We start from the raw sequence: 18,411 nt of genomic DNA, 5'->3' as shown, positions 1-18,411 counted from the left end.
CCCCCCCCCCGGAACCAGCTCCGCCTTGGCCGAGGTTGAAACCAAGTTCAGGCGGGACCCTCCTGCTCGGCTTTGGCTCGGGTCTGGGCGAGGCGGTAGGAGTCTGTGCCGGTCTCGATGATGTTGCCGCCGAAGGTCAGGCGGTCGACGATGGCCGCGCAGAGCCGCGGGTCGGTGAAGGTCTTGGTCCAGCCGCTGAACGACTCGTTCGAGGCGATCGCGAGACTGTTCTTCTCCCTCTCGGTCAGCACCTGGAACAGCAACTCGGCGCCGCGGCGGTCGAGTTCCATGTATCCGAGTTCACCGATACAGAGGAGGTCGACGCGGCCGTAGCGGGCGATGGTCTTGGACAGCTGCTTGTCGTCGGCAGCCTCCACCAGCTCGTTCACCAGCTTGGTGGCCAAGGTGTAGCGGACGCGGAACCCTGCCATCGCGGCCTCGGTGCCGAGCGCGATCAGCAGGTGGGACTTGCCGGTCCCGGAGTCGCCGATCAGGCAGAGCGGCTGGCCCTCTTACCCGCACTCCGCAGCCGAACCCGCTCGCGCCTAGAACGGCTTGGGACCGCTTCCGGTGATCCTCAGTACCCCGGTGCCGACGCTGGTGTTCGTCGGGACGAACTCGCCGGTACGGCCGTCCGCAAGACGAAACGTCGGGTTGCCCTCGGCGCGTATCACCTCGTTGAAGTCCTCGTTCGGGTCGTCGGCTTCGAGGATGCCCCGCCAACCAGCCAAGCCAGGGGAAACCTCCATGTGGAGCTCCGCCATGACAGCGATCTCGAAGTCCCCCAGAACGATGTGTGTCGATCCCTGGTACGTGGAGTTGGTCATGCGCACCAGCCTGCGGCACGACAGCAACCGCGGCATCACCGCTCGCCCATCCGAGTCAACGTCCCAGCCCAGGCGGACCCGCGTGCTACGACGGCCGGGCCTCAGTTCCCGCCGGGAGTGATCGGGGCGATGCCTGTACCGGCGTACAGCCCGGGTTCGAAGCTGATCAGCGGCCTGCCGCCGGGGTGGTCGAGGGTGGGACGGGCCAGGTGCACCGCCTGGGTGACCCGCCAGTCGGTGCCCGCTCGCAGCAAGTCCCCGGCGGCCAGTGCTGCGGGCAGGTCCAGGGGTTCGATCTCCACCCCGGGCAGCGAGGCGACGTGCTCGGCGAGGTACTCGCGCTCCCTGCCGGCGACGGTCAGCGACAGTGCCGGGACCTGCAGGACGCCGCGGCCGCCGGCTGCGGCGACGACGAATCCCGACAACTGGCGGTGGCCCTTGGCGAGCACGAGGAGTGCGGTGTGGTCCAGCAGTACCGGGGTCACGCGGCCCCCGCCGCGGCGGCCGGGCCGGTGAGCTGGTCCCAAAGCTGCTGTCCGGCGGTCTCGTCCGCAGGCGTGACCTGGATACCGAACCGTTCGCGCAGCTCAGTCCGCGCCACCTCGGCGCGGGCCCGCAGTTCGGCCTTCGTGGGCGCGGACGCCGCCAGTACCTCCACCAGACCGCGGATGGTTGTTCCGCGTTCCTGCGCGAGTTCCGCCAGCCGCTCCCGCGTGGCCTTAGCCACCTTGATGCTCGTGTCCTCGTCCATACCCGAACTCTACCGCCAGTAGAGCCCCGCGAATCACGGTGGGCCGGTCGGCGGCGGCGCCGGCGGATCGGTGGGCGGCGGAGGATTCAGTGCCTTCGTCATCTCGATGACGTGCTGCGCCCGGCGTACGCCAACATGGTTGGCGCGGCGCCGAACACCGCGATGGCCGCCAGGGTCGTGACGGTGATGGTCACGACCATCGGTATGGTGGGCCTGTGGTTGCTCCCGGCCGCTCTTTCGCCCCGGCTTCTGGAGGCCCTGCCGAACACGCGGCGCCTCGTCCTGACGGTCCCGGTCAGGCGGGAGGTTCGGTGCCGGTGGCCGCCGGATCGGTGTCGTCGGTGTCGGCGGCGCGGTCGTCGAGGGCGATGCTGACGCGGCTGCCTTGGTCGCCGAGGCTGGCCAGTTGCTGGGAAGCACAGGAAGCGTCTGCTGCGCGCGGCCCGGATCTCCTCCGCCACGGTGCGGTGCCACCGCGACACCTGGGAGTTCCTGATCGCCATCGCGGGACCCCACCCGCATTTCCGGCATCCCCACAGGTCACCGCCGAAGGCGAGGGCGTGATCGCCGCCGACCTGTCGGGCCGATCGCTGATCGCCGTCCTTATCCGCTTGCACGAGGCGCCACGCAAGGACGACGACTGCGGGGACTGGGCCCTGGCAGCCGCGTTCTACGAGCGGATCGCCGAGGGCCGTCGCGCCCGCGACCGCCTCGGCCGGTCCCATTACGACCGGTGGGCCGACCAGCGGGCGCAGGCCGTTGACCGGCAGCAGGGCAACATGGACTGCGGGCTCGTGCTTACGGTGGCGCGCGAGATGCGCCACATCCCGGATCTCCCCGCCGAAGAAGACGCGCACGCCACCGCTTTCGATGACGTACGCATTCTGCCGCTGCCCCAGATTCCGACCCGCCGCAACGGCCCGCACCGAGAGCGTCGGCACGGGACGTACGGTCTCTCCCCACGGCAGGTACCGCGCCCGCGAGTAGCCGGCTCGTCCGGCCCGACGGGCCATCCGCGCACTGCTCGTGCAGACCATGGGACCTGTCTTGTCGTGGTACCCGCGCAACCCGCGCAGGTCCCAGTGGTTCGGATACGAGTGACTGGCCACGATCGCGGTGAGAGAAGGGAGTTGGCCGACCGTCAGGCCGAGCGGTTCGCCGCGGCGCACGTGCCACCGTTCGGTGAAGAAGGGATCGGTCAATACGGTGAGGCCGCCGATCTCCAGCAGCACACAGGAATTGGCCACGCGCGTGATGGCGATGGTGTCGTTGCTCATGCCGGTCACGTTGCCGCTTAATGTCCGCATGAAGTCAAGCGATACCGCCGCAGGCAAGTGCGGGCCCGGCGACGGGGCAGCCCGAGCCGACGAAGCGCCCGCGGCCCGTGGCGAGACCATGACAATCGGCGAGTTCGCGGACCGGTTCGGAATGGCCACGCACGTGCTGCGGCACTGGGAGAGCGTCGGCCTGCTCGCTCCGGAGCGGGACCACAGCGGGCACCGCCGCTACCGCCCCGACGACCTCGCCCGCGTCGCGATGATCCTCATCGCCAAGGACGCCGGGCTCGAACTCGGCCAGGTGCGCGAGGTGTTCTCCACCGCCGATCCCATGGACCACGCCGACCTGCTGCGCGACCACATCGCCGAACTGGAGCGTCGCATCGCACGGGCCCAGGCTGCCAGGGACCTCATCGAGCACGCTCTCCAGTGCCCCTTCCCGTTCGAGCAGTGTCCGCGCGCCCACGCCGCCATCGCCGCGCGCATCCCGCCCCACCGAACGGCAGGGTAGGGGGAGCAGGTTCGGCGGCGGCGAGCCGCATCACGCCTCACCGCCGCGTCCGCATCTGCATGACGGACGCACCGGTCCGCCAAGGCCCTTCGGGCCCGCGACAACCCCGGACATCCCCGCCTTCGACGGACCGGCATGCGGTACGAGCACGGTGTATCAGGAACCCCGGACGGCAGGTACTGCCGCGCGGACCGAGGTGTGGACAATCGTCCAGTGCTCGTGGCGTGCCCATGGTCGGAGGTTCACGGGGGACGGCACGCCGGCAGGCTCGTGGCTGCGGCCCGAGGCGGCGACCGTCTTCGGCGAGGCCGCGGCCTGCGCTGAGCACCGCCCTGGGTATCCGGAGACCGCCGTGCGCTGGGCGTCGGGTGAGACGTGCCGCCCGCGAGGACGTGTTTTGGACCTGTGAGTGCTCTTCGATCAGATGGCGATGCCATTGAGTGCCCGAACGCGATCCTGCGCCGACGTCGGGAGCAGTAGCCGGTGGGCGCGGACGTGTTTCGTGGTCGGCACCATGGGGGGCTGTGACCTCTCGGTCCTGGAAGGCTTGAGCATGCCGCGTCCGCGGGCGATCGACGACTGCCGTCCCCGTCGTCCGGTGCGCGTCTGCTTGCCCGGGATCGGATGGAGCCGTTTGTTGCGCTACGACCTTGCCGATGTCTTCACCGACCGGCCGCTGGCCGGCAATCAGCTTGCCGTTTTCACGGACGAACGACCGCTCGACGATGAGCTCATGCAGGCGGTCGCGTTGGAGATGAACCTTTCCGAGACCGTGTTCCTCACCGCTCGGCGGGACGGCGTTGATGCGCGGGTGCGGCTGTGGTCGACGGTCACCGAACTCGATTTCGCAGGCCATCCTCTGCTGGGCACCGCAGCGGTTCTCGCCGCCCGGCGCCCGGCGGACAAGGCCGAGTTGAGAATCGAGACCAACGTCGGCATTGTCCCGGTCACCACCGTCCGCCACGGGCCGGCGCGGTTCACCGCGTGGATGGACCAGCCGCTGCCGAAGATCGAACCCGTCCCCGACGGGCTGACCTGCCGGCTGCTCGACGTGCTGGGCCTGGCGGGGAGCGTGCTGCCGGTCACGCTGTACGACGCGGGGATCCGGCACCTGTACGTCATGGCCGACAGCCCCGAGGCGGTCATGGGCATCGTGCCGAACCACCCCGCGCTGGGCGCCGTCGTCGGCAGCGATCATGTCAACGTGTTCGCCCGGACCGGGCCGACCAGTGCCGTGACGAGGATGTTCTCGCCCTTCGACAAAGTGCCCGAGGACCCGGCGTGCGGCTCGGCGGCCGGCCCGCTGGCCGCCCATCTGGTCCGCCACGGGCTCCTCGTGTCCGGAACCCGGATCACCCTCAGCCAAGGCGAGGCCGTCGGCCGGCCGTCCACGCTGTACGCCACCGCCCGCGCGGACCGCGACAAGATCCGGTCCATCGGCGTCGGCGGAGGCGTCTGCCTCATCGGCAACGGGCAACTGACCCTGCCCGACGACTTCCTGCGGACGGACTGACCCGGTCCTCGCCGGGAGCACAGCGGCTGCGCCGCCTTGCGCCGTCTTACGCAGCCCTGCGGCCCGGGGGTCAGCGAGCCACTGTCTCGACGCCGCGCGTTCGGCCTCGTGTGAGCTGCCGGGTGGACTGCCGCGTGACCTTCCCCTTGCCTTTGGTGCCGGGCCGTGCGCAGAATCATTCACGCTCAACGAGTCAAAAAATTATTCGAAATATCAAAACGTTACGCCGAGACCGCCGAAGCAGAGGTGCTGTGGAGGTGTGGCCTCGGCGTCACCACGGGCCTGCGGGTTGTCTCCCACCCATCGAGACACGAGCACGCGAGCCGGTCGATATCTGTTCCAGGAGCCCCCGTCGGCTCGCAGTTCACTCCGAGGAGAGCCGTGTCCCGCACCGACAACACCGAGGTCCCCGATTACCCCGGCCGCCTGCGCCTTGACGGGCAGGGGGTGGTTGTACTCGGGGCGGGGCAGGGCATCGGGCGTCAGACGTGTCATGCACTGGCCCAGGCGGGGGCCCGGGTCCTCGCCGTCGACCTCGACCCGGAGCTCGCGAACGACGTGGCAGCGGAGGTGGGCGGCACGGCGTGGGCCGGCGACGCGAGTTCGCGGGCCGACATGTCGGCGTTCTGGGACGAAGCGGAGTCGCGCCTCGGGCGGGTGCATTCCGTCGTCGACATCATCGGCATGAGCAAGTACCAGGAGCTGATGGCCTGTACTGACGAGGACTGGGAGTGGCACCAGGGCATCGTGCTGCGCCACGCGGTTCTCGCGCTGCAACTCGGCGGGCGGCACATGGCCCGGCACGGCGGCGGCACCTTCGCCTTCGTCGCCTCGGTCTCCGGTCTCACGGGCGCTCCGATGCACGCGGCGTATGGAGCCGCCAAGGCGGCCCTGATCTCCCTGGTCCGCTCCTCGGCCGTCGAGCTCGGCCCGTCCGGTGTTCGCGTCAACGCGGTGGCGCCGGGCGTTGTGTGGACGCCGCGGGTGTCCGCGTACCTCGGTGAGTCCGGGCGTGCCGCCAACGCCGCCAACGCGCCCGTACGGGACGTGGCTCTGCCGGCGGACATCGCAGGGCCCCTGCTCTTCCTCGTCTCGGACCTGGCCCGCTACGTGTCCGGCCAGGTCCTCACCGTCGATGGCGGCGTCTCGGTGAAGTTCCCCTATCCACTGCCGGACATGGAATCAGCTCCGCGCTGACCGTGCGGCAGGCACATCGAGGCAACGCAGCCACAGGAAGAGGAGTAATGGAGACGACCGTCGACCGTGCGTTCATCCGCCGGGCCGTCGAACTGGGCGACCTCAACGCGGTACGCGTCGCACTGTTCCAGCAGACCGGGGACCCCGAACTGGCGTCGCTGCCGGTCGCCGCGAAACTCACCGAGCAGCAGCGTGAACTCCTCGTCGCCAAGGCGGTCGACTGGCTCGACGCGCATGCCGGACCGGGAATTCCCGACGAGCCGCCCGCGTCCGAACTGCGCACGCTGATGACCATGGCGACGGGTGAGGAGATGAGCGACCTCGAATTCGAGGCGCGCCGCGACATCCCGGCGTTCAAGCCCTTTCCGTGGTACGCGCAATGGACGGGGGAGCGGCCCGAATTCCCCGAGGGATTCAAGGCCGTGGTCATCGGCAGCGGCTTCAGCGGTCTGGCCATGGGAATCCAGTTCGAGCTGCTGGGAATCCCGTACCTCGTGTTGGACCGTCAGCCGGAGCCGGGCGGCACCTGGAGCATAAACCGGTACCCGGGGATTCGCGTCGACACGTCGTCGATCACCTATGAGTTCAGCTTCGAGAAGAACCACCCGTGGACGGAGTACTACGCGCAGGGCCCGGAAGTACGCGCGTATCTCGAAGACATGGCGAAGAAGTACGGGGTGTTCAAGAACACGCGCTTCGGTCACACGCTGCAACGCGCGACGTTCGACGAGGCGCGCAATGTGTGGCTCCTGGAGGCGACGACGCCCGACGGCCCCGAGACCCTGGAGGCGAACATCCTGGTCAACGCGCTCGGGACGTTCGCCAACCCGCGTCTGCCGCACTTCGAAGGCCGGGACGACTTCCGCGGGCAGATCGTGCACCCGTCGCAGTGGCCGCAGGACCTCGACGTCACCGGCAAGCGCGTCGCGGTGGTCGGCAACGGGTCGACCGGCGTGCAGATGGTGGCGCCGATCGCCGAAAAGGCCGAGCAGGTCCACGTGTTCCAGCGAACCCCGCAGTGGATCAGCCCGCGCGTCAAGTACGGCGCCGAAGTCGAGGTCGAAATCCGGTGGCTGCTCGACAACTTCCCGGGCTACTGGCACTGGTGGCGCTACATGTCCGTCGCCGGCCTCTTCGGCACCCACGGATTCCTCATCCCGGATGAGGAATGGCAGGCCAACGGAGGCCGGTTCAACGCGATGAGCGACAAGCTCCGCGACGACCTCACCGCGTACATCAAGGCGCAGACGGACGGGCGGCAGGACCTCGTCGACCGATTGACACCCGACTACGCGCCGTTCTCGCGCCGCCCCGTCGTCGACAACGGCTGGTACCGGGCGCTCACCCGCGACCATGTCCACCTCGTCACCGAGCCGATCACCCGCCTCACGGAATCCGGCATCGAGACAGCCGACGGGACCGTTCACGACGCGGACGTCATCGTCACCGCGACCGGCTTCGACGTCGGCAAGTACCTGTGGCCGGCGCGGTACACGGGCAGGGCGGGCATCGACGTCCACGACTTCTGGGCAGCCGACGGCCCGCGGGCGTACCTCGGGATGATGGTCCCGAATTTCCCGAACATGTTCGTCCTGTACGGCCCCAACTCCCAGCCGCTGTCGGGCGGCACGAGTCTGCCCATGTGGTACGTGATCTGGGCGTCCTACGTGGGTCAGCTCGCGGTGCGGATGCTGGAGGGCAAGGCGTCGAGCGTGGAGGTGAGCACCGAAGCGTACGAGCGGTACAACAAGGCACTCGACGCCGAGGCGAACAAGCTCCTGCTGCTCCAGGACTACGGCAACCCGGAAAAGAACTACTACGTCAACGAGTTCGGACGCCTCCAGGTCAACGCCCCCTGGTACGGGCCGGACTTCCACCGCATGTGCACCCAAGTCGATTGGGACGACCTGGAGATCACGACTCCCCCAGAACGGTCCTGACGCCGCTGCCCGCCTCCTGGTGGCGGGGCTGACCGCCCGGGGTCCGCGCGCCCATCGACCACGTCGGTGCGAGCGGCACAGCGCATCGTCCACGGCGCGGCGGAAGGAGCGTGCGGAGTGCCCACGCCGCCTGCCGTGCCAACTCCGGTGCGGTCATCAGTCCGTGGTGGCCGGCACGGTACTCGGCGAGCAGCAGCGTGACGTGACTGTCGGTCTACGTCACATGCCCGCCGGTGCCCTGCTCGGTCACCCGCAGGTCGGTGAGGTCGTCGTCCGGAGGCTGCCCGGTGGGTGGCGGCGGTGCGGATTGCCTTCAGGTTTGTTGCGCTGCCGGGCGGCGTTCGAGGAGGACGGGGAAGGTGCCGACGGCGTCGAGGGCCATGGAGAGCTCGGCGACGATCTTGGGGTTGTCCAGGGGGCCGCGCAGGAACTCCTCAAGCCGGCGCATCCGGTAGCGGACGGTGTTCTCGTGGCAGTACAAGGCACGTCCGGCCTCGGCCGCCGATCCGTGTGCTTCCAACCAGGCTCGCGCGGTGGCGAGCAGGGTGGTGCGGTCGTCCTCGGCGAGAGCGAGGACGCCGCCGAGGATGCGGTTCACCGCACGTTGGGTGGTGTCCAGATTGTTCATCACCAGTTCGGTCAGCGGTGTGTCGTCGAGTTGCCGGACGGCCGGGGCGCCAGGGGGCAGTGACTCCGCGGCGACGCGGGCGTACCGAAGTGCGCGGCTGGTCTGGTCGAGGCGGTCGTACAGCGGGCTCACTCCCACGCGGCCCGTCGCCACAGCCCGGACGGCGTCGAGGATCTGTTCGACCGGCCTCCGTCGCGGGCAGCACAACACGCCCGTCTCGGACCCGGGTTGCGCGCGCCAGGCCGATCCGACGTCGAGGGCACGCAACCGACTGTCCAGTCCGGGCAGGGGAGACTCGCTCGCGGTGGCGTTCTCGGCCGTGACGACGAGGAACGCCCCCTGGAAGGGGAAGCCGAGCATCTTGGCGACCTCCCAGACCGTGTCACTGGTCGCGGAAGGCCCGTCGATCAACTCCGCGACCAGCACGGAGCGGCGGCGGTCGGTCTCCACCATCCGTTCGGAAAGCGTCTCGCGGTAGGCGTCGGTGAGCGCCGAGGAGTACGCGTCCGCCAGGCCCCAGACCTGCGGCGTGGCATTCAGGAGAGCATCGGGCGCGTCCCCGCCCCATCTCCGCGCCTCCGCCAGGAGTTGCTCCCAGAAGTAGCAGAAATTCAGCCGGTAGGAACGCAGGACCTCCGGAAGCGGCGCGTTCTGGAGAGCGCGTCTGCGGCCGGTCGCGGTCGGTGCCGACAGGTCGGGTGACGACAAGGCGGGGGCGGCCAGGAACTCCAACGTGTATCTGAGGTTGTCACGCATGGACGCGATCAGGTCCTCCGGGCCGACCACCATGGACCGATAGAACTCGACTTTCTCGTACGTCAGTTCGGCCATCTCCTCGGCGAGGCGGTCGACTCTGCCCATCAGGATCCCCGCCAGTGCGGCCACCAGCTTCTCGGATTCGGTCCCATGCACGCGGCCGAGCCTAGGACAACGCGGGCCCGGCTTCCGGCCCAACGCCGAACGTCCGGTGAGGTCGTTGTCGGCGCAGACACAAGACGCTGTCGGTGTCGACATGGCCCGCCCGCGCCCGGCGCCGCAACGATCGTCACGTTGAGTTACGGCGTACGGATGTGAAGACGAACTGACGTGAACGTAGACCGCATTCCCCAGGCAGGAACCCCCGCGCTGCCATCCGCGGTGGCCGGCGCAAAGCAGAACCCCGCGAGGACCGCACCAAGGCGGGGGACACCCGGTACCCACCCGTTATCCCGTGAGGGCACTCGTAACGCACGCCTGTCGGGCCCCACACACGGGACGCCGGTTCGCCTGCGCAATCCGCACAACCCTCCGAAACCCGCAGCCGAGGACCGCAGACGTCCCCCCAATCGCCCGACACGACCGACACCACCGACCAGGCCACCCGCGAATTCGCCGCCCGCCCCCCGAAGACACCCGACACCGGTTCGCATACCTCACCACCGACCGGGACGCGAAGTTCACCGACGCCTTCGACGCCGTGCCCACTGCACCGCAGGCACCGCGGATGAACGCGTACGCGGAACGCTAAATCGCCTCCGTCCGCCGCGAATGCACCGACCGGCTCCTCATCACCGGCGAACAGCACCCCCGCACCGTCCTCGACACCTACATCGAGCACCACCACGCCGACGCCAGCGCCAACGCGACGGACTGCACCTGCACGCCCCCGACGAGGAACCGAATGTGCCCACCTTCCCGACGCAACCCGACCGGATACGCCGACACCAAGTCCTCGACGGACTGCGCAACGAGTACCAGTCTGCCGCATAAACCGCAGGTCAACCCCGGGGACCGCGCTTTCGACCAGCACAGGGCACTCGGAGGGAAACACGCGACGTCTGCGTCGGCTGTCTGCCTATGGCGTGCCCAAAGTTGACACGCGTACTGCATGACCTGATGAGCCGTCACCCGGGTGCAGGTGCGGGTATTGGGAGCGGCAGAATCCGTTGCCATGACGGGTGACGGGGTGGGGCGGCTGGCCCTGGTGGGTTCGCGGTGGCCTCGTTCGGCGCAGGTGACGGCGTTGGTGGTGGCGACGTTCTGTTTCGGGGCGGCCGCGGCTTGGTCGTGGTGGTCTGCGTGGCATCTGCCCGCGTGGGACCGGCAGATGGACCTGCACGTGTATCGGGGCGCCGTCCGTGCCGTCGGCGACGGGGTGCCGCTGTACAAGTACGTGGCGGAGAACGGGGATCCTTTCACCTATCCGCCATTTGCGCTGGTGGTGTTCTGGCCGCTGGGCTGGGTGTCCGAGCCGGTTGCGCGTGTCGTGTGGACCGGTGCGACGTTGGCCGCGGTGGTCGGGATCGTGGCCGCGCTGCTGGCCCGGCACGGGATCGTGGGGCGGCGTCGGTACGTGGCGCTGACCCTGGTGGGGGCCGCGGTGCTGGTCTGCTCGGCGCCGGTGCAGAGCAATCTGCGGTTCGGGCAGGTCAGCGTATTCCTGGTGTTGTTGGCGTTCACGGACGTTCTCGACCTGACGCCGCGTCCGGTGCGCGGAGTCCTGGTCGGGATCGCTGCGGCGATCAAGCTGACGCCCCTCCTGTTCGTACCGTACCTGTGGATCACCGGCCGACGCCGCGACGCGGTGCGCGCGGGGGCGGTGTTCGCGACGTGTACGTGCCTGGCGCATGCGCTGTGGCCCGCTGCTTCGACGACGTTTTGGACCGACGCGATCTTCACCACCTCGCGGATCGGCAATCTGGCCGCTACCGGCAACCAGTCGCTCAACGGGGCGCTGATACGCGTCGGAGTGGTGCCTCCGGAGCGCGCGGCAGCCTGGCTGGTGCTGTCCGTGCTGGTATGTGCCGTGGCGCTGACCGGCGCACGCCGGTGCCACCGCGAGGGACGACCGACACAGGGCGCGATTGTTGTGGGGTGCGCGACGGTGGTCGCTTCCCCGGTGTCGTGGACGCACCATCAGGTGTGGCTCGTCCTGGCCGGACTTCTCCTGGTCGCCGCCCCGACCAGGGCGCGCTGGATATTGGGTGCGGCGCTGCTGGCGGTGATGACGGTCAGCGTCGGCGGGTGGCTTCCGGGCGGGTTCGTACGCGAGAACGTGCGGCTGATCTCGGCGCTGGCGGTGTGCGTGTGGGGGCTTGAGCCGTTGCGGGATCGCGCTGCGACGTCCGTCATGCTCCTGCCTGGGGTCCGGCTGATAGTGCGGCCCCGGACCGCCATGGCCTACACGGCCGTTCTGGCGGTGGTCGCCGGGGGAGTCGTGCTGCTCGTCAGGGAATCGCCCGTCGCCGTGCGCGTCCAGACAGCGGCCGACCACGACGAAGCACTGTGGGGTCCGTCTCCGAACGGCTGCGCCTACTACGGCCAAACGCCCGCGCCGGACGGCACCCCCGGCGGATACGCCTGCTTCAGCGCCGTGGATCCGGTCGGCGGCCGACAGCTCAACTTCGGCAGTGGCGGGCCGGGAGGCACGAGTGGGCTCGTCGTCATCAGCGGGCAGGTCGGCCCGCAGGTGGCACGCCTAGTGTTCGTCCCCGTCGAAGGGACGAAAGCGATCGACGTCCCCCTGCTGCCCGCTCCCGGTCCCGGAAGTGGCCCGGTGTACGCGCCGAGCCATCTGCCCAGGCTGTCCGGCGCCTACGACCCGACGCCATCAGGCGCCCTCGAAGACCGGCGCATCGAGGGTGCCCGAGACTTCGCCATCGCCGTTACCAGAACCGACCACGCCCTGCTTTTGGCGTACGACTCAGCAGGGCAGTTGATCGCGGACGGTGGAGAGAAGCTTCGCATGGGTTAACGCGGAATACTGCGGCTCCGACCGCTGCCGGGTCGAGCAAGGCCTCCGATCCCCGGGCTCTTGTCGCATGGGTCGTGTGACAAGGGCCCGGGGGCGCGCGTTGACGGGGCAGGGTGCGGGTACTTCGTCGACTGGTTGGACTATGGCGAGTCGGCGGCTTTCGCGACTGCCGAGCTCAACTCAGCGTCGTACGTTTGCGCTGGTCGATTTCGGAGCGTCCTGGGGGGTGGCGAACGTGTGGATTGCCAGGGCGGCCCAGGTGGCGAAGTACGCCGGCTTCGGGCAGTAGTTCTCGTCGAACATCAGCGGCTTGGCACCGGGAAGCCAGGTGTAGGCGTGGGCGTCGGTGAAGCCCCAGAAGCTGATGTCGGTGACTCCGGCGGCGAGCGCCTCGGAGACCATGTCCCCGTAGATCTGCGCCTGGACGGTGTTCGACTGCCCGGGGCCGGCGGTGTCGTCGGTGACGTGCACGTCGAGCTCGGTCACGGCGACTTCGAGCCCGAGGGCCTGGTAGGACTCGATGATGCCGGTCATGGCGCCCGGCGGGGGACCGGCGATGGTGGCGTGGGACTCCAGGCCCACGCCGTGGATGGGTACGCCGCGGGCGACCAGATCGGCCACGAGGTCGTAGAGCTCCTGCGCCTTCGCGGGGTAGTACTCCACGAGGGACTCGTTGAGGAACAGCTTGGCGCTGGGGTCGGCGTCGTGCGCCATCTGGAAGACCTCGGCGAGGTAGTCGGGGCCGAGCTTGTTGTACCAGAAGTTGTGCTCCAGCCCGGTGCCGCCGAAGGTGGAGAAGACCTCGGTGGCGACGTCCCACCGGTCCATCTTGCCGTGGTAGCGGTCCATGAGGGTGTTGAAGTGGTTGAACGTCGCGGCGCGCACGAACTCCGGTGTGTTGCCGGGCTGTGTCAGCCAGTCCGGATTGACCCCTCCGGAGATGAGGCCGTGCCCCTTCACCGCCATGTCGTGGTCTTCGGCGAAGTCGACGAGGCGGTCGAGCGGCGCGAAGTTGAAGACGCCTTGCTGCGGTTCGCTGAAGCTGAACTTGAGTTCGTTCTCGGGCGAGAGGCTGTTGAACTGTGTCGCGAGCGTGGCCGCGAACCGCGGATCGTCGAGGTAGCTCGGGTTGATGGCTCCGGAACCGATGAGGATCCCCGCTCGGTCCGCGATTCCGCGCAGAGTGAGGGGAGAGGCGTTGGCCGTCCCCGAAGTGAACAGGCTTGACACAAGCGCGAGTACGGTGAGGACCGCGAGCGTGCCGATCCGCCGGAACCGACGATGGTGGGGGGCTCGTGATCGAGCGCGCGTGCTGCCGGACGTGGGTGCCGTCGTGCGCGAGCTCGCCGCTCGGACGGCCGATCGGTGGTGTTCCAAGGGATGCCTCCTCGCTGTTCGGTCGCCTCAACAGAGGCGCACGCAGTTCACGTTGGCCGATCTTGTGTCGCTCAGCGGTGGCCGGTGGTGGGGCCAAAGATGCGCTCCAGTGCCGGGTCGCGTGCACTGACCTGCAAGTTCGCGAAATTGCGGTGCCGGCCACACCGCCGTCACCGAAACACCCGCTGCTCCGGTCGCAGGCGGGGTCCCATTGCATGCCGCACGATCAGTCGGCGGGCGGAGTACGCGCGTCGACCGAACCGAGCCGACCGTACAGCTAATTTTGCGTAATAGCTATAAAAATCGATGCGGATTGCTTGGAAAAGGGATCCGATCGGGCGTGATGACATGCCAAATAGCGCCCACCCGTACCCCGGTGGACATGGGTGGCGCGCTGTTTTTCACGTCTCGGCGACGAAGCCCGGGAATGGCGCTGACTCGCCGAACAGTCCGCCCAATACCGCACGCCCGGCGGGTACTTCGCGCCCCAGCTCTCGAAGGGCGCTGCGAATGGAGATCCAGCCCCGCCGGTCACCTCACGGGGTGGTGAGGATGGGGATGACCTTCGTCGCGCAGAGTTCGGAGAGCCAGTGAGAGCTCAGCTTCGGGGTGCGTTCCTGGGTGTCGTAGTCGACGTGGACGATTCCGAAGCGAGGACCGTACCCCTCCGCCCATTCGAAATTGTCGAGCAGCGACCAAACGATATATCCGACGACGTTCGCGCCGCGTTCCCTGGCGCGGTGAATAGCCGTCGCGTGGTCGATGAGGAACTGCGTCCGGTCGCGATCCAGGACCACGCGCCGGCCGTTGGAATCGCCGACCGCGTCCGCAAATGCCGCGCCGTTCTCCATGACCATGATGGGCAGCCCGGGAAAATCCTTGGACAGCGCGACCAGGTGGTCCTCCAACCCCTGTGGCTCGATTCCCCAGTCCATGGCCGTCCGCTTCAGATCCGGGCGGCGCACGATCTCGATGCGTTCCGAGCCCGGAAAGAGCGTGCCGCCCATGGCCTCGGTGGCGGGGTCGAACTCCGGCCTCAGGCGCAGGTGCATGACCTCGTAGTAGTTGACCCCGAGGAGGTCGATCGGTTGACGGCAGAGTTCCACGTCGCCCGGGAGTACGAAGCTCCAGTCGGTGAAGGTGCGGGTGTCGTCGAGGAGATCGGGTGGGTACGCTCCGCGGAGCATCGGTCCGGTGAAGATGCGGTTGGCGACGGCATCGAAACGACGGACTGCCTCGGCATCCTCGGGGGTCTCCGCCTCAACGCGGAAGATGTTCAGCACAACGGAGATCTGAGCATCGGGGTGTTTCACGGTTCGCCGCAACGCCGCAACCGCGAGTCCGTGCGAGAGGTTGAGATGGTGAGCGGCCTTGAGCGCGTCCGCGTGGCTCTTGAGGCCGGGCGCGAATGCGCCACTCCCGTATCCGGCGAACGAGTTGTTCCACGGCTCGTTGTGCGTCGACCACATCGCGACCCGGTCGCCGAGGGCGGCACCCATGATCTCCGCGTACTTCTCGAAGGCGAAGGCGGTTTCGCGTCCCCGCCAGCCGCCGTAGCGGTCCTCCAGGGCCTGTGGGAGGTCCCAGTGGTTGAGCGTCACGACCGGTGTGATTCCGCGGGCGAGCAGGCCGTCGACGAGCCGTGAGTAGAACGCCAGCCCCTCTGGATTGACTTCGCCCTCGCCCCTGGGCATCACGCGCGGCCAGGAGACGGAGAACCGGTAGGCGTCGAGGTTGAAGGAGGCCATCAGGTCGAGATCGGTCTCGACCCGGTGGTAGTGGTCGGCGGCGATGTCTCCCGTGGCGCCCTGGGCGGTCTTGCCCGGCGTGTGGCTGAAGGTGTCCCAGATGGAGGCGCCGCGCCCGCCCTCGTTCGCGCCGCCCTCTATCTGGTAGGCGGCGGTCGCGGCACCCAGGACGAAGTCGGGCGGGAACGCGAGGTGCCCGCGGGCGATCAAGTCGCGATACATGGACCAGCCTCTCTGGGGACGTGGCGCCAAAACCTATCACCTGAACAGTAATTGAAACAGGGGCCGGCGAAAGACTGGTGTCTTGCACTCGGCGGGCCTGTCGGCTCCGGCCGGGGGCCGACCGGTCGCGACCGCCAAGGGAGTTGCCAGGGCCCTCGGTCTACGACGTGACCGAGGCACTGCGGGCGTGCGCAGGCCACCGTCGATGGCGCTGCCCTGTCGAGCCGGCCTCAGGGTGCGGAACGGAGTGGGCTGGAGTTGCGTAGGGCGTACGCGAAAGCGATCGCCGCCGGCGCCACAGCCGATGGGCGAGCCGGGGTGGCATGCGCACCACGGCACCGCCTGGCCGACAGGGCGGATGACCGTACGGCCATGCCCGAGCCGACGCGGTCCCTGCTCGTTGCGGGAGGCCGCGCCCGGAGCGGCCGCCGGCTTCGCTCGGATCAGTCGGAGCCGCCGCCGTCGCGATGGTCGGAGTCATCAGGGGGCGACTGCCGGGACCAATGCGCCCGGGCGGCCGCAACGAGCTGCCAAAAGGCGTCGACGGCCGCGACGACATCGAGGTCGTCCCGATATCGCCGCTGGAGTTGCAGCCCGTCCTGCACGGCGATGCCCAGGGTGGCGATCATCTCCGCGCTCACCCCCATCGGGGCGTGCTCGGGAGTCTCGGGGTCGGGATCGAGCGTCTGTGCCTGGGCCGATTGGTAGTGGTCGACGAAGTAGGCGTGCGCTGGATGTTCGCGGTCGATGGCCTCGGCGGACAGGATGATGAAAAGGGACGTCAGCCCCTCGTGCTCCGCGGAATGACGCGCGACCTCTCGCGACCTGGTCGCGACATCGGTGGCTTGGACCTCGGAGAGGTAGTCGGCAACCGACGCGTCGCGCAGACTGAGGACCTCTACGAGCAGCTCCTCCTTGTCGGCGAAGTGGTGAAGGACCCCTGTTTGCGTAAGGCGCATACGCCTGGCGAGCTCGCGCATCGACGAGTGTTCGTACCCGGATTCGGCAAAGAGCTCGGCTGCGGCGGCGACAATTTCCCGGCGGCGCTGAAGCCCCTTGCGATACGGCCCCCGAGGCCCCGTGTGTTCCGCCATTCCCTCAACATACAGCGACGCGTGTCGTGCTCGGCCCGGGTGTCGGCGTGACGATGAGGACTCCGCGAAACCTTGTCAGGTGAACTGTATTGAGTGATACTGGCCGCCGCCACGACATCGGAAACGACACCTCAGCCGGGGGCGCAGCGGCATGCGCGATCTTCGGGCGCAAGAGGTTCGTACCCCCCCCCGCGGGAGCGCGCGGCCGCCAGGGCGGCTGCCTTGTCGCCGCGAATTCGAGGCACACCGCCAGGGACAAAGGAGTGCAGATGCGATCCACCCGAAGGGCCATCGCTGCGCTTGCAGCCGCCTCGCTGACCGTCCTCGCCGCCGGTTGCGGATCCGACGACGACGGCGCCGACGGCAAGACCACTCTCACGATCTCGACGTTCAGCGAGTGGGGGTACGGAGATCTGCTGAAGGAGTACGAAGCACTCCACCCCGAGATCACCATCAAACACAATCGCTTCGCCACGAGCGACGCGGCCAGGGAGCAGTTCCAGACCGCCTTGGGCGCGGGTTCGGGGCTCGCCGACGTGGTCGGTGTCGACAACAGCTGGATGCCCCAGGTCATGCGGTACCCGGACAAGTTCGTGAACCTCGCCTCCCCGAAGGTCGAGGGCCGCTGGAAGGAGTGGACGGCCAAGCTCGCGACCACCAACGACGGCAAGCTGCTCGGCTACGCGACGGACATCGGCCCGCAGTCCATCGCCTACCGCGGCGACCTGTTCAAGGCAGCCGGCCTGCCGTCCGATCGCGAAGCGGTGGCCCAACTGTTCGGCGGCAACAACGCCACCTGGGACCAATTCTTCGCGGTCGGCGAGCAGTTCATGACCGCGAACACGGGCCCGGCGTTCTACGACGCGTCGGCTTCGGTCGCAACCAGTTGGGGCGACCAGTACGAGGTGCTCTGGGAGGACCCCAAGACCGACGACATCATCGCGGGCGACAACAAGGACCTGCGGCACATCTACGACACGGTGATGGCGCACGAGAACCTCTCGGCTCATCTGCAGCGGTGGACCGACGACTGGGTGAACGCGTTCCAGAACAACAAGTTCGCGGTCATGCTCGCACCGTCCTGGATACTGGGCGTGATCGAAGGCAACGCAGCCGGCGTCAAGGGATGGGACATCGCCGACGTCTACCCCGGCGGCGGCGTCAACAGCGGCGGGTCGTACCTCACCGTGCCGACGCAGTCGAAGCACCCAGCGGAAGCCCAGGCGCTCTCGGAGTGGCTCACCGCCCCTGAGCAGCAGCTGAAGGCGTTCCAGGCGTCGGGCAACTTCCCCAGCCAGATCCAGGCTCAGAACAGTGACGAGTTGCAGAAGGTGACCGACCCCTTCTTCAACGATGCGCCGGTGGGGAAGATCCTCACCAACCGGGCGTCGGCGAGCATCACGCTTCAGTACAAGAGCACCAACTACTCGGCGATCACCGCGGCGTTCAACAACGCGATCAACCGTGTCTCGGTCGACAAGACCGACTCCGCGCAGAAGTCGTGGGACACGTTCGTCGATGATCTGAAAGCGCTGAAGTGATCGGTTCGTCCGCGCACTCGGGGACGCCCGCCACCGCGGGCGTCCCCGGGGC

14 protein-coding genes and 1 pseudogene are annotated in these 18,411 nt (G+C 68.4%); 6 read left to right on the top strand and 9 right to left on the bottom strand.

Annotation, left to right across the window (positions count from 1 at the left end; genetic code table 11):
• Positions 1 to 47: 47 nt before the first annotated feature.
• The 5 genes and pseudogenes from ACRX5S_RS36760 to ACRX5S_RS36740 form a co-directional block, all read right to left on the bottom strand.
• Positions 48 to 509: pseudogene (locus tag ACRX5S_RS36760) on the bottom strand (ATP-binding protein); the annotation flags it as partial.
• A gap of 36 nt (positions 510 to 545) precedes the next feature.
• Positions 546 to 827 carry a hypothetical protein gene (locus ACRX5S_RS36755; RefSeq protein WP_436777592.1) on the bottom strand — a complete coding sequence of 94 codons (282 nt, stop codon included), beginning with the start codon at positions 825 to 827 and terminating at the stop codon, positions 546 to 548.
• Positions 828 to 928: 101 nt separating this feature from the next.
• Positions 929 to 1,312, bottom strand: a complete 384-nt coding sequence (locus ACRX5S_RS36750) for a hypothetical protein (RefSeq protein WP_436777591.1) — start codon at positions 1,310 to 1,312, stop codon at positions 929 to 931.
• Entirely contained in the window at positions 1,309 to 1,578 is a 270-nt protein-coding gene (locus ACRX5S_RS36745) for a hypothetical protein (RefSeq protein WP_436777590.1), read from the bottom strand. Before ACRX5S_RS36745 ends, ACRX5S_RS36750 begins: the two co-directional genes overlap by 4 nt.
• Before the next feature lie 98 nt (positions 1,579 to 1,676).
• Positions 1,677 to 2,855 (bottom strand): MBL fold metallo-hydrolase, encoded by a 1,179-nt coding sequence (locus ACRX5S_RS36740; RefSeq protein ID WP_436777589.1) that lies wholly within the window; start codon positions 2,853 to 2,855, stop codon positions 1,677 to 1,679.
• A 28-nt stretch (positions 2,856 to 2,883) separates the two neighbouring features.
• On the opposite strand from ACRX5S_RS36740, the gene ACRX5S_RS36735 reads away from it, so the two are divergent.
• The 4 genes from ACRX5S_RS36735 to ACRX5S_RS36720 all read left to right on the top strand — a co-directional run bounded on the left by ACRX5S_RS36735 (position 2,884) and on the right by ACRX5S_RS36720 (position 8,016).
• Positions 2,884 to 3,366: a MerR family transcriptional regulator gene (locus ACRX5S_RS36735; RefSeq protein ID WP_436777588.1), complete on the top strand. Its 483-nt coding sequence runs from the start codon at positions 2,884 to 2,886 to the stop codon at positions 3,364 to 3,366.
• A 637-nt stretch (positions 3,367 to 4,003) separates the two neighbouring features.
• On the top strand, positions 4,004 to 4,879 hold the full coding sequence (locus ACRX5S_RS36730) for a PhzF family phenazine biosynthesis protein (RefSeq protein ID WP_436777587.1): 876 nt from the start codon (positions 4,004 to 4,006) through the stop codon (positions 4,877 to 4,879).
• A gap of 381 nt (positions 4,880 to 5,260) precedes the next feature.
• Positions 5,261 to 6,076 carry an SDR family NAD(P)-dependent oxidoreductase gene (locus tag ACRX5S_RS36725; protein WP_436777586.1) on the top strand — a complete coding sequence of 272 codons (816 nt, stop codon included), beginning with the start codon at positions 5,261 to 5,263 and terminating at the stop codon, positions 6,074 to 6,076.
• Positions 6,077 to 6,123: 47 nt separating this feature from the next.
• On the top strand, positions 6,124 to 8,016 hold the full coding sequence (locus ACRX5S_RS36720; RefSeq protein ID WP_436777585.1) for an NAD(P)-binding domain-containing protein: 1,893 nt from the start codon (positions 6,124 to 6,126) through the stop codon (positions 8,014 to 8,016).
• A 313-nt stretch (positions 8,017 to 8,329) separates the two neighbouring features.
• On the opposite strand, the gene ACRX5S_RS36715 is transcribed toward ACRX5S_RS36720, so the two are convergent.
• Positions 8,330 to 9,556, bottom strand: coding sequence for a PucR family transcriptional regulator (locus ACRX5S_RS36715; protein WP_436777584.1), 1,227 nt, complete (start codon positions 9,554 to 9,556; stop codon positions 8,330 to 8,332).
• Between the two features lie 1,018 nt (positions 9,557 to 10,574).
• Here ACRX5S_RS36715 and ACRX5S_RS36710 point away from each other — a divergent pair.
• Positions 10,575 to 12,377, top strand: coding sequence for a glycosyltransferase 87 family protein (locus ACRX5S_RS36710; protein WP_436777583.1), 1,803 nt, complete (start codon positions 10,575 to 10,577; stop codon positions 12,375 to 12,377).
• A gap of 180 nt (positions 12,378 to 12,557) precedes the next feature.
• Here ACRX5S_RS36710 and ACRX5S_RS36705 read toward each other — a convergent pair whose 3' ends face one another.
• The 3 genes from ACRX5S_RS36705 to ACRX5S_RS36695 all read right to left on the bottom strand — a co-directional run bounded on the left by ACRX5S_RS36705 (position 12,558) and on the right by ACRX5S_RS36695 (position 16,818).
• On the bottom strand, positions 12,558 to 13,607 hold the full coding sequence (locus ACRX5S_RS36705; protein ID WP_436777582.1) for an endo-1,4-beta-xylanase: 1,050 nt from the start codon (positions 13,605 to 13,607) through the stop codon (positions 12,558 to 12,560).
• A 683-nt stretch (positions 13,608 to 14,290) separates the two neighbouring features.
• Complete coding sequence (locus ACRX5S_RS36700) at positions 14,291 to 15,724, bottom strand: GH1 family beta-glucosidase (RefSeq protein ID WP_436777581.1); 1,434 nt, start codon at positions 15,722 to 15,724, stop codon at positions 14,291 to 14,293.
• A 443-nt stretch (positions 15,725 to 16,167) separates the two neighbouring features.
• A complete protein-coding gene (locus tag ACRX5S_RS36695) occupies positions 16,168 to 16,818 on the bottom strand; it encodes a TetR/AcrR family transcriptional regulator (protein ID WP_436777580.1) in 651 nt (216 codons plus the stop codon).
• Between the two features lie 269 nt (positions 16,819 to 17,087).
• Here ACRX5S_RS36695 and ACRX5S_RS36690 point away from each other — a divergent pair, with 269 nt between their 5' ends.
• The gene (locus ACRX5S_RS36690) at positions 17,088 to 18,359 is read left to right on the top strand and encodes an ABC transporter substrate-binding protein (RefSeq protein WP_436777579.1); all 1,272 of its coding nucleotides are present in this window, start codon (positions 17,088 to 17,090) and stop codon (positions 18,357 to 18,359) included.
• The last annotated feature ends 52 nt before the right edge of the window (positions 18,360 to 18,411 follow it).

This window comes from Yinghuangia sp. YIM S09857 (assembly GCF_051388915.1).
In the GTDB taxonomy this organism is placed as follows: domain Bacteria; phylum Actinomycetota; class Actinomycetes; order Streptomycetales; family Streptomycetaceae; genus Yinghuangia.
This window is presented reverse-complemented; position numbering and strand designations above follow the sequence as displayed.

Bases quoted from the DNA above. Each gene is read 5' to 3' on its own strand.
- ACRX5S_RS36755 (WP_436777592.1), bottom strand. From the start codon at position 827: ATGACCAACTCCACGTACCAGGGATCGACACACATCGTTCTGGGGGAC.
- ACRX5S_RS36745 (WP_436777590.1), bottom strand. From the start codon at position 1,578: ATGGACGAGGACACGAGCATCAAGGTGGCTAAGGCCACGCGGGAGCGG.
- ACRX5S_RS36740 (WP_436777589.1), bottom strand. From the start codon at position 2,855: ATGAGCAACGACACCATCGCCATCACGCGCGTGGCCAATTCCTGTGTG.
- ACRX5S_RS36735 (WP_436777588.1), top strand. From the start codon at position 2,884: ATGAAGTCAAGCGATACCGCCGCAGGCAAGTGCGGGCCCGGCGACGGG.
- ACRX5S_RS36720 (WP_436777585.1), top strand. From the start codon at position 6,124: ATGGAGACGACCGTCGACCGTGCGTTCATCCGCCGGGCCGTCGAACTG.
- ACRX5S_RS36710 (WP_436777583.1), top strand. From the start codon at position 10,575: ATGACGGGTGACGGGGTGGGGCGGCTGGCCCTGGTGGGTTCGCGGTGG.
- ACRX5S_RS36700 (WP_436777581.1), bottom strand. From the start codon at position 15,724: ATGTATCGCGACTTGATCGCCCGCGGGCACCTCGCGTTCCCGCCCGAC.
- ACRX5S_RS36695 (WP_436777580.1), bottom strand. From the start codon at position 16,818: ATGGCGGAACACACGGGGCCTCGGGGGCCGTATCGCAAGGGGCTTCAG.
- ACRX5S_RS36690 (WP_436777579.1), top strand. From the start codon at position 17,088: ATGCGATCCACCCGAAGGGCCATCGCTGCGCTTGCAGCCGCCTCGCTG.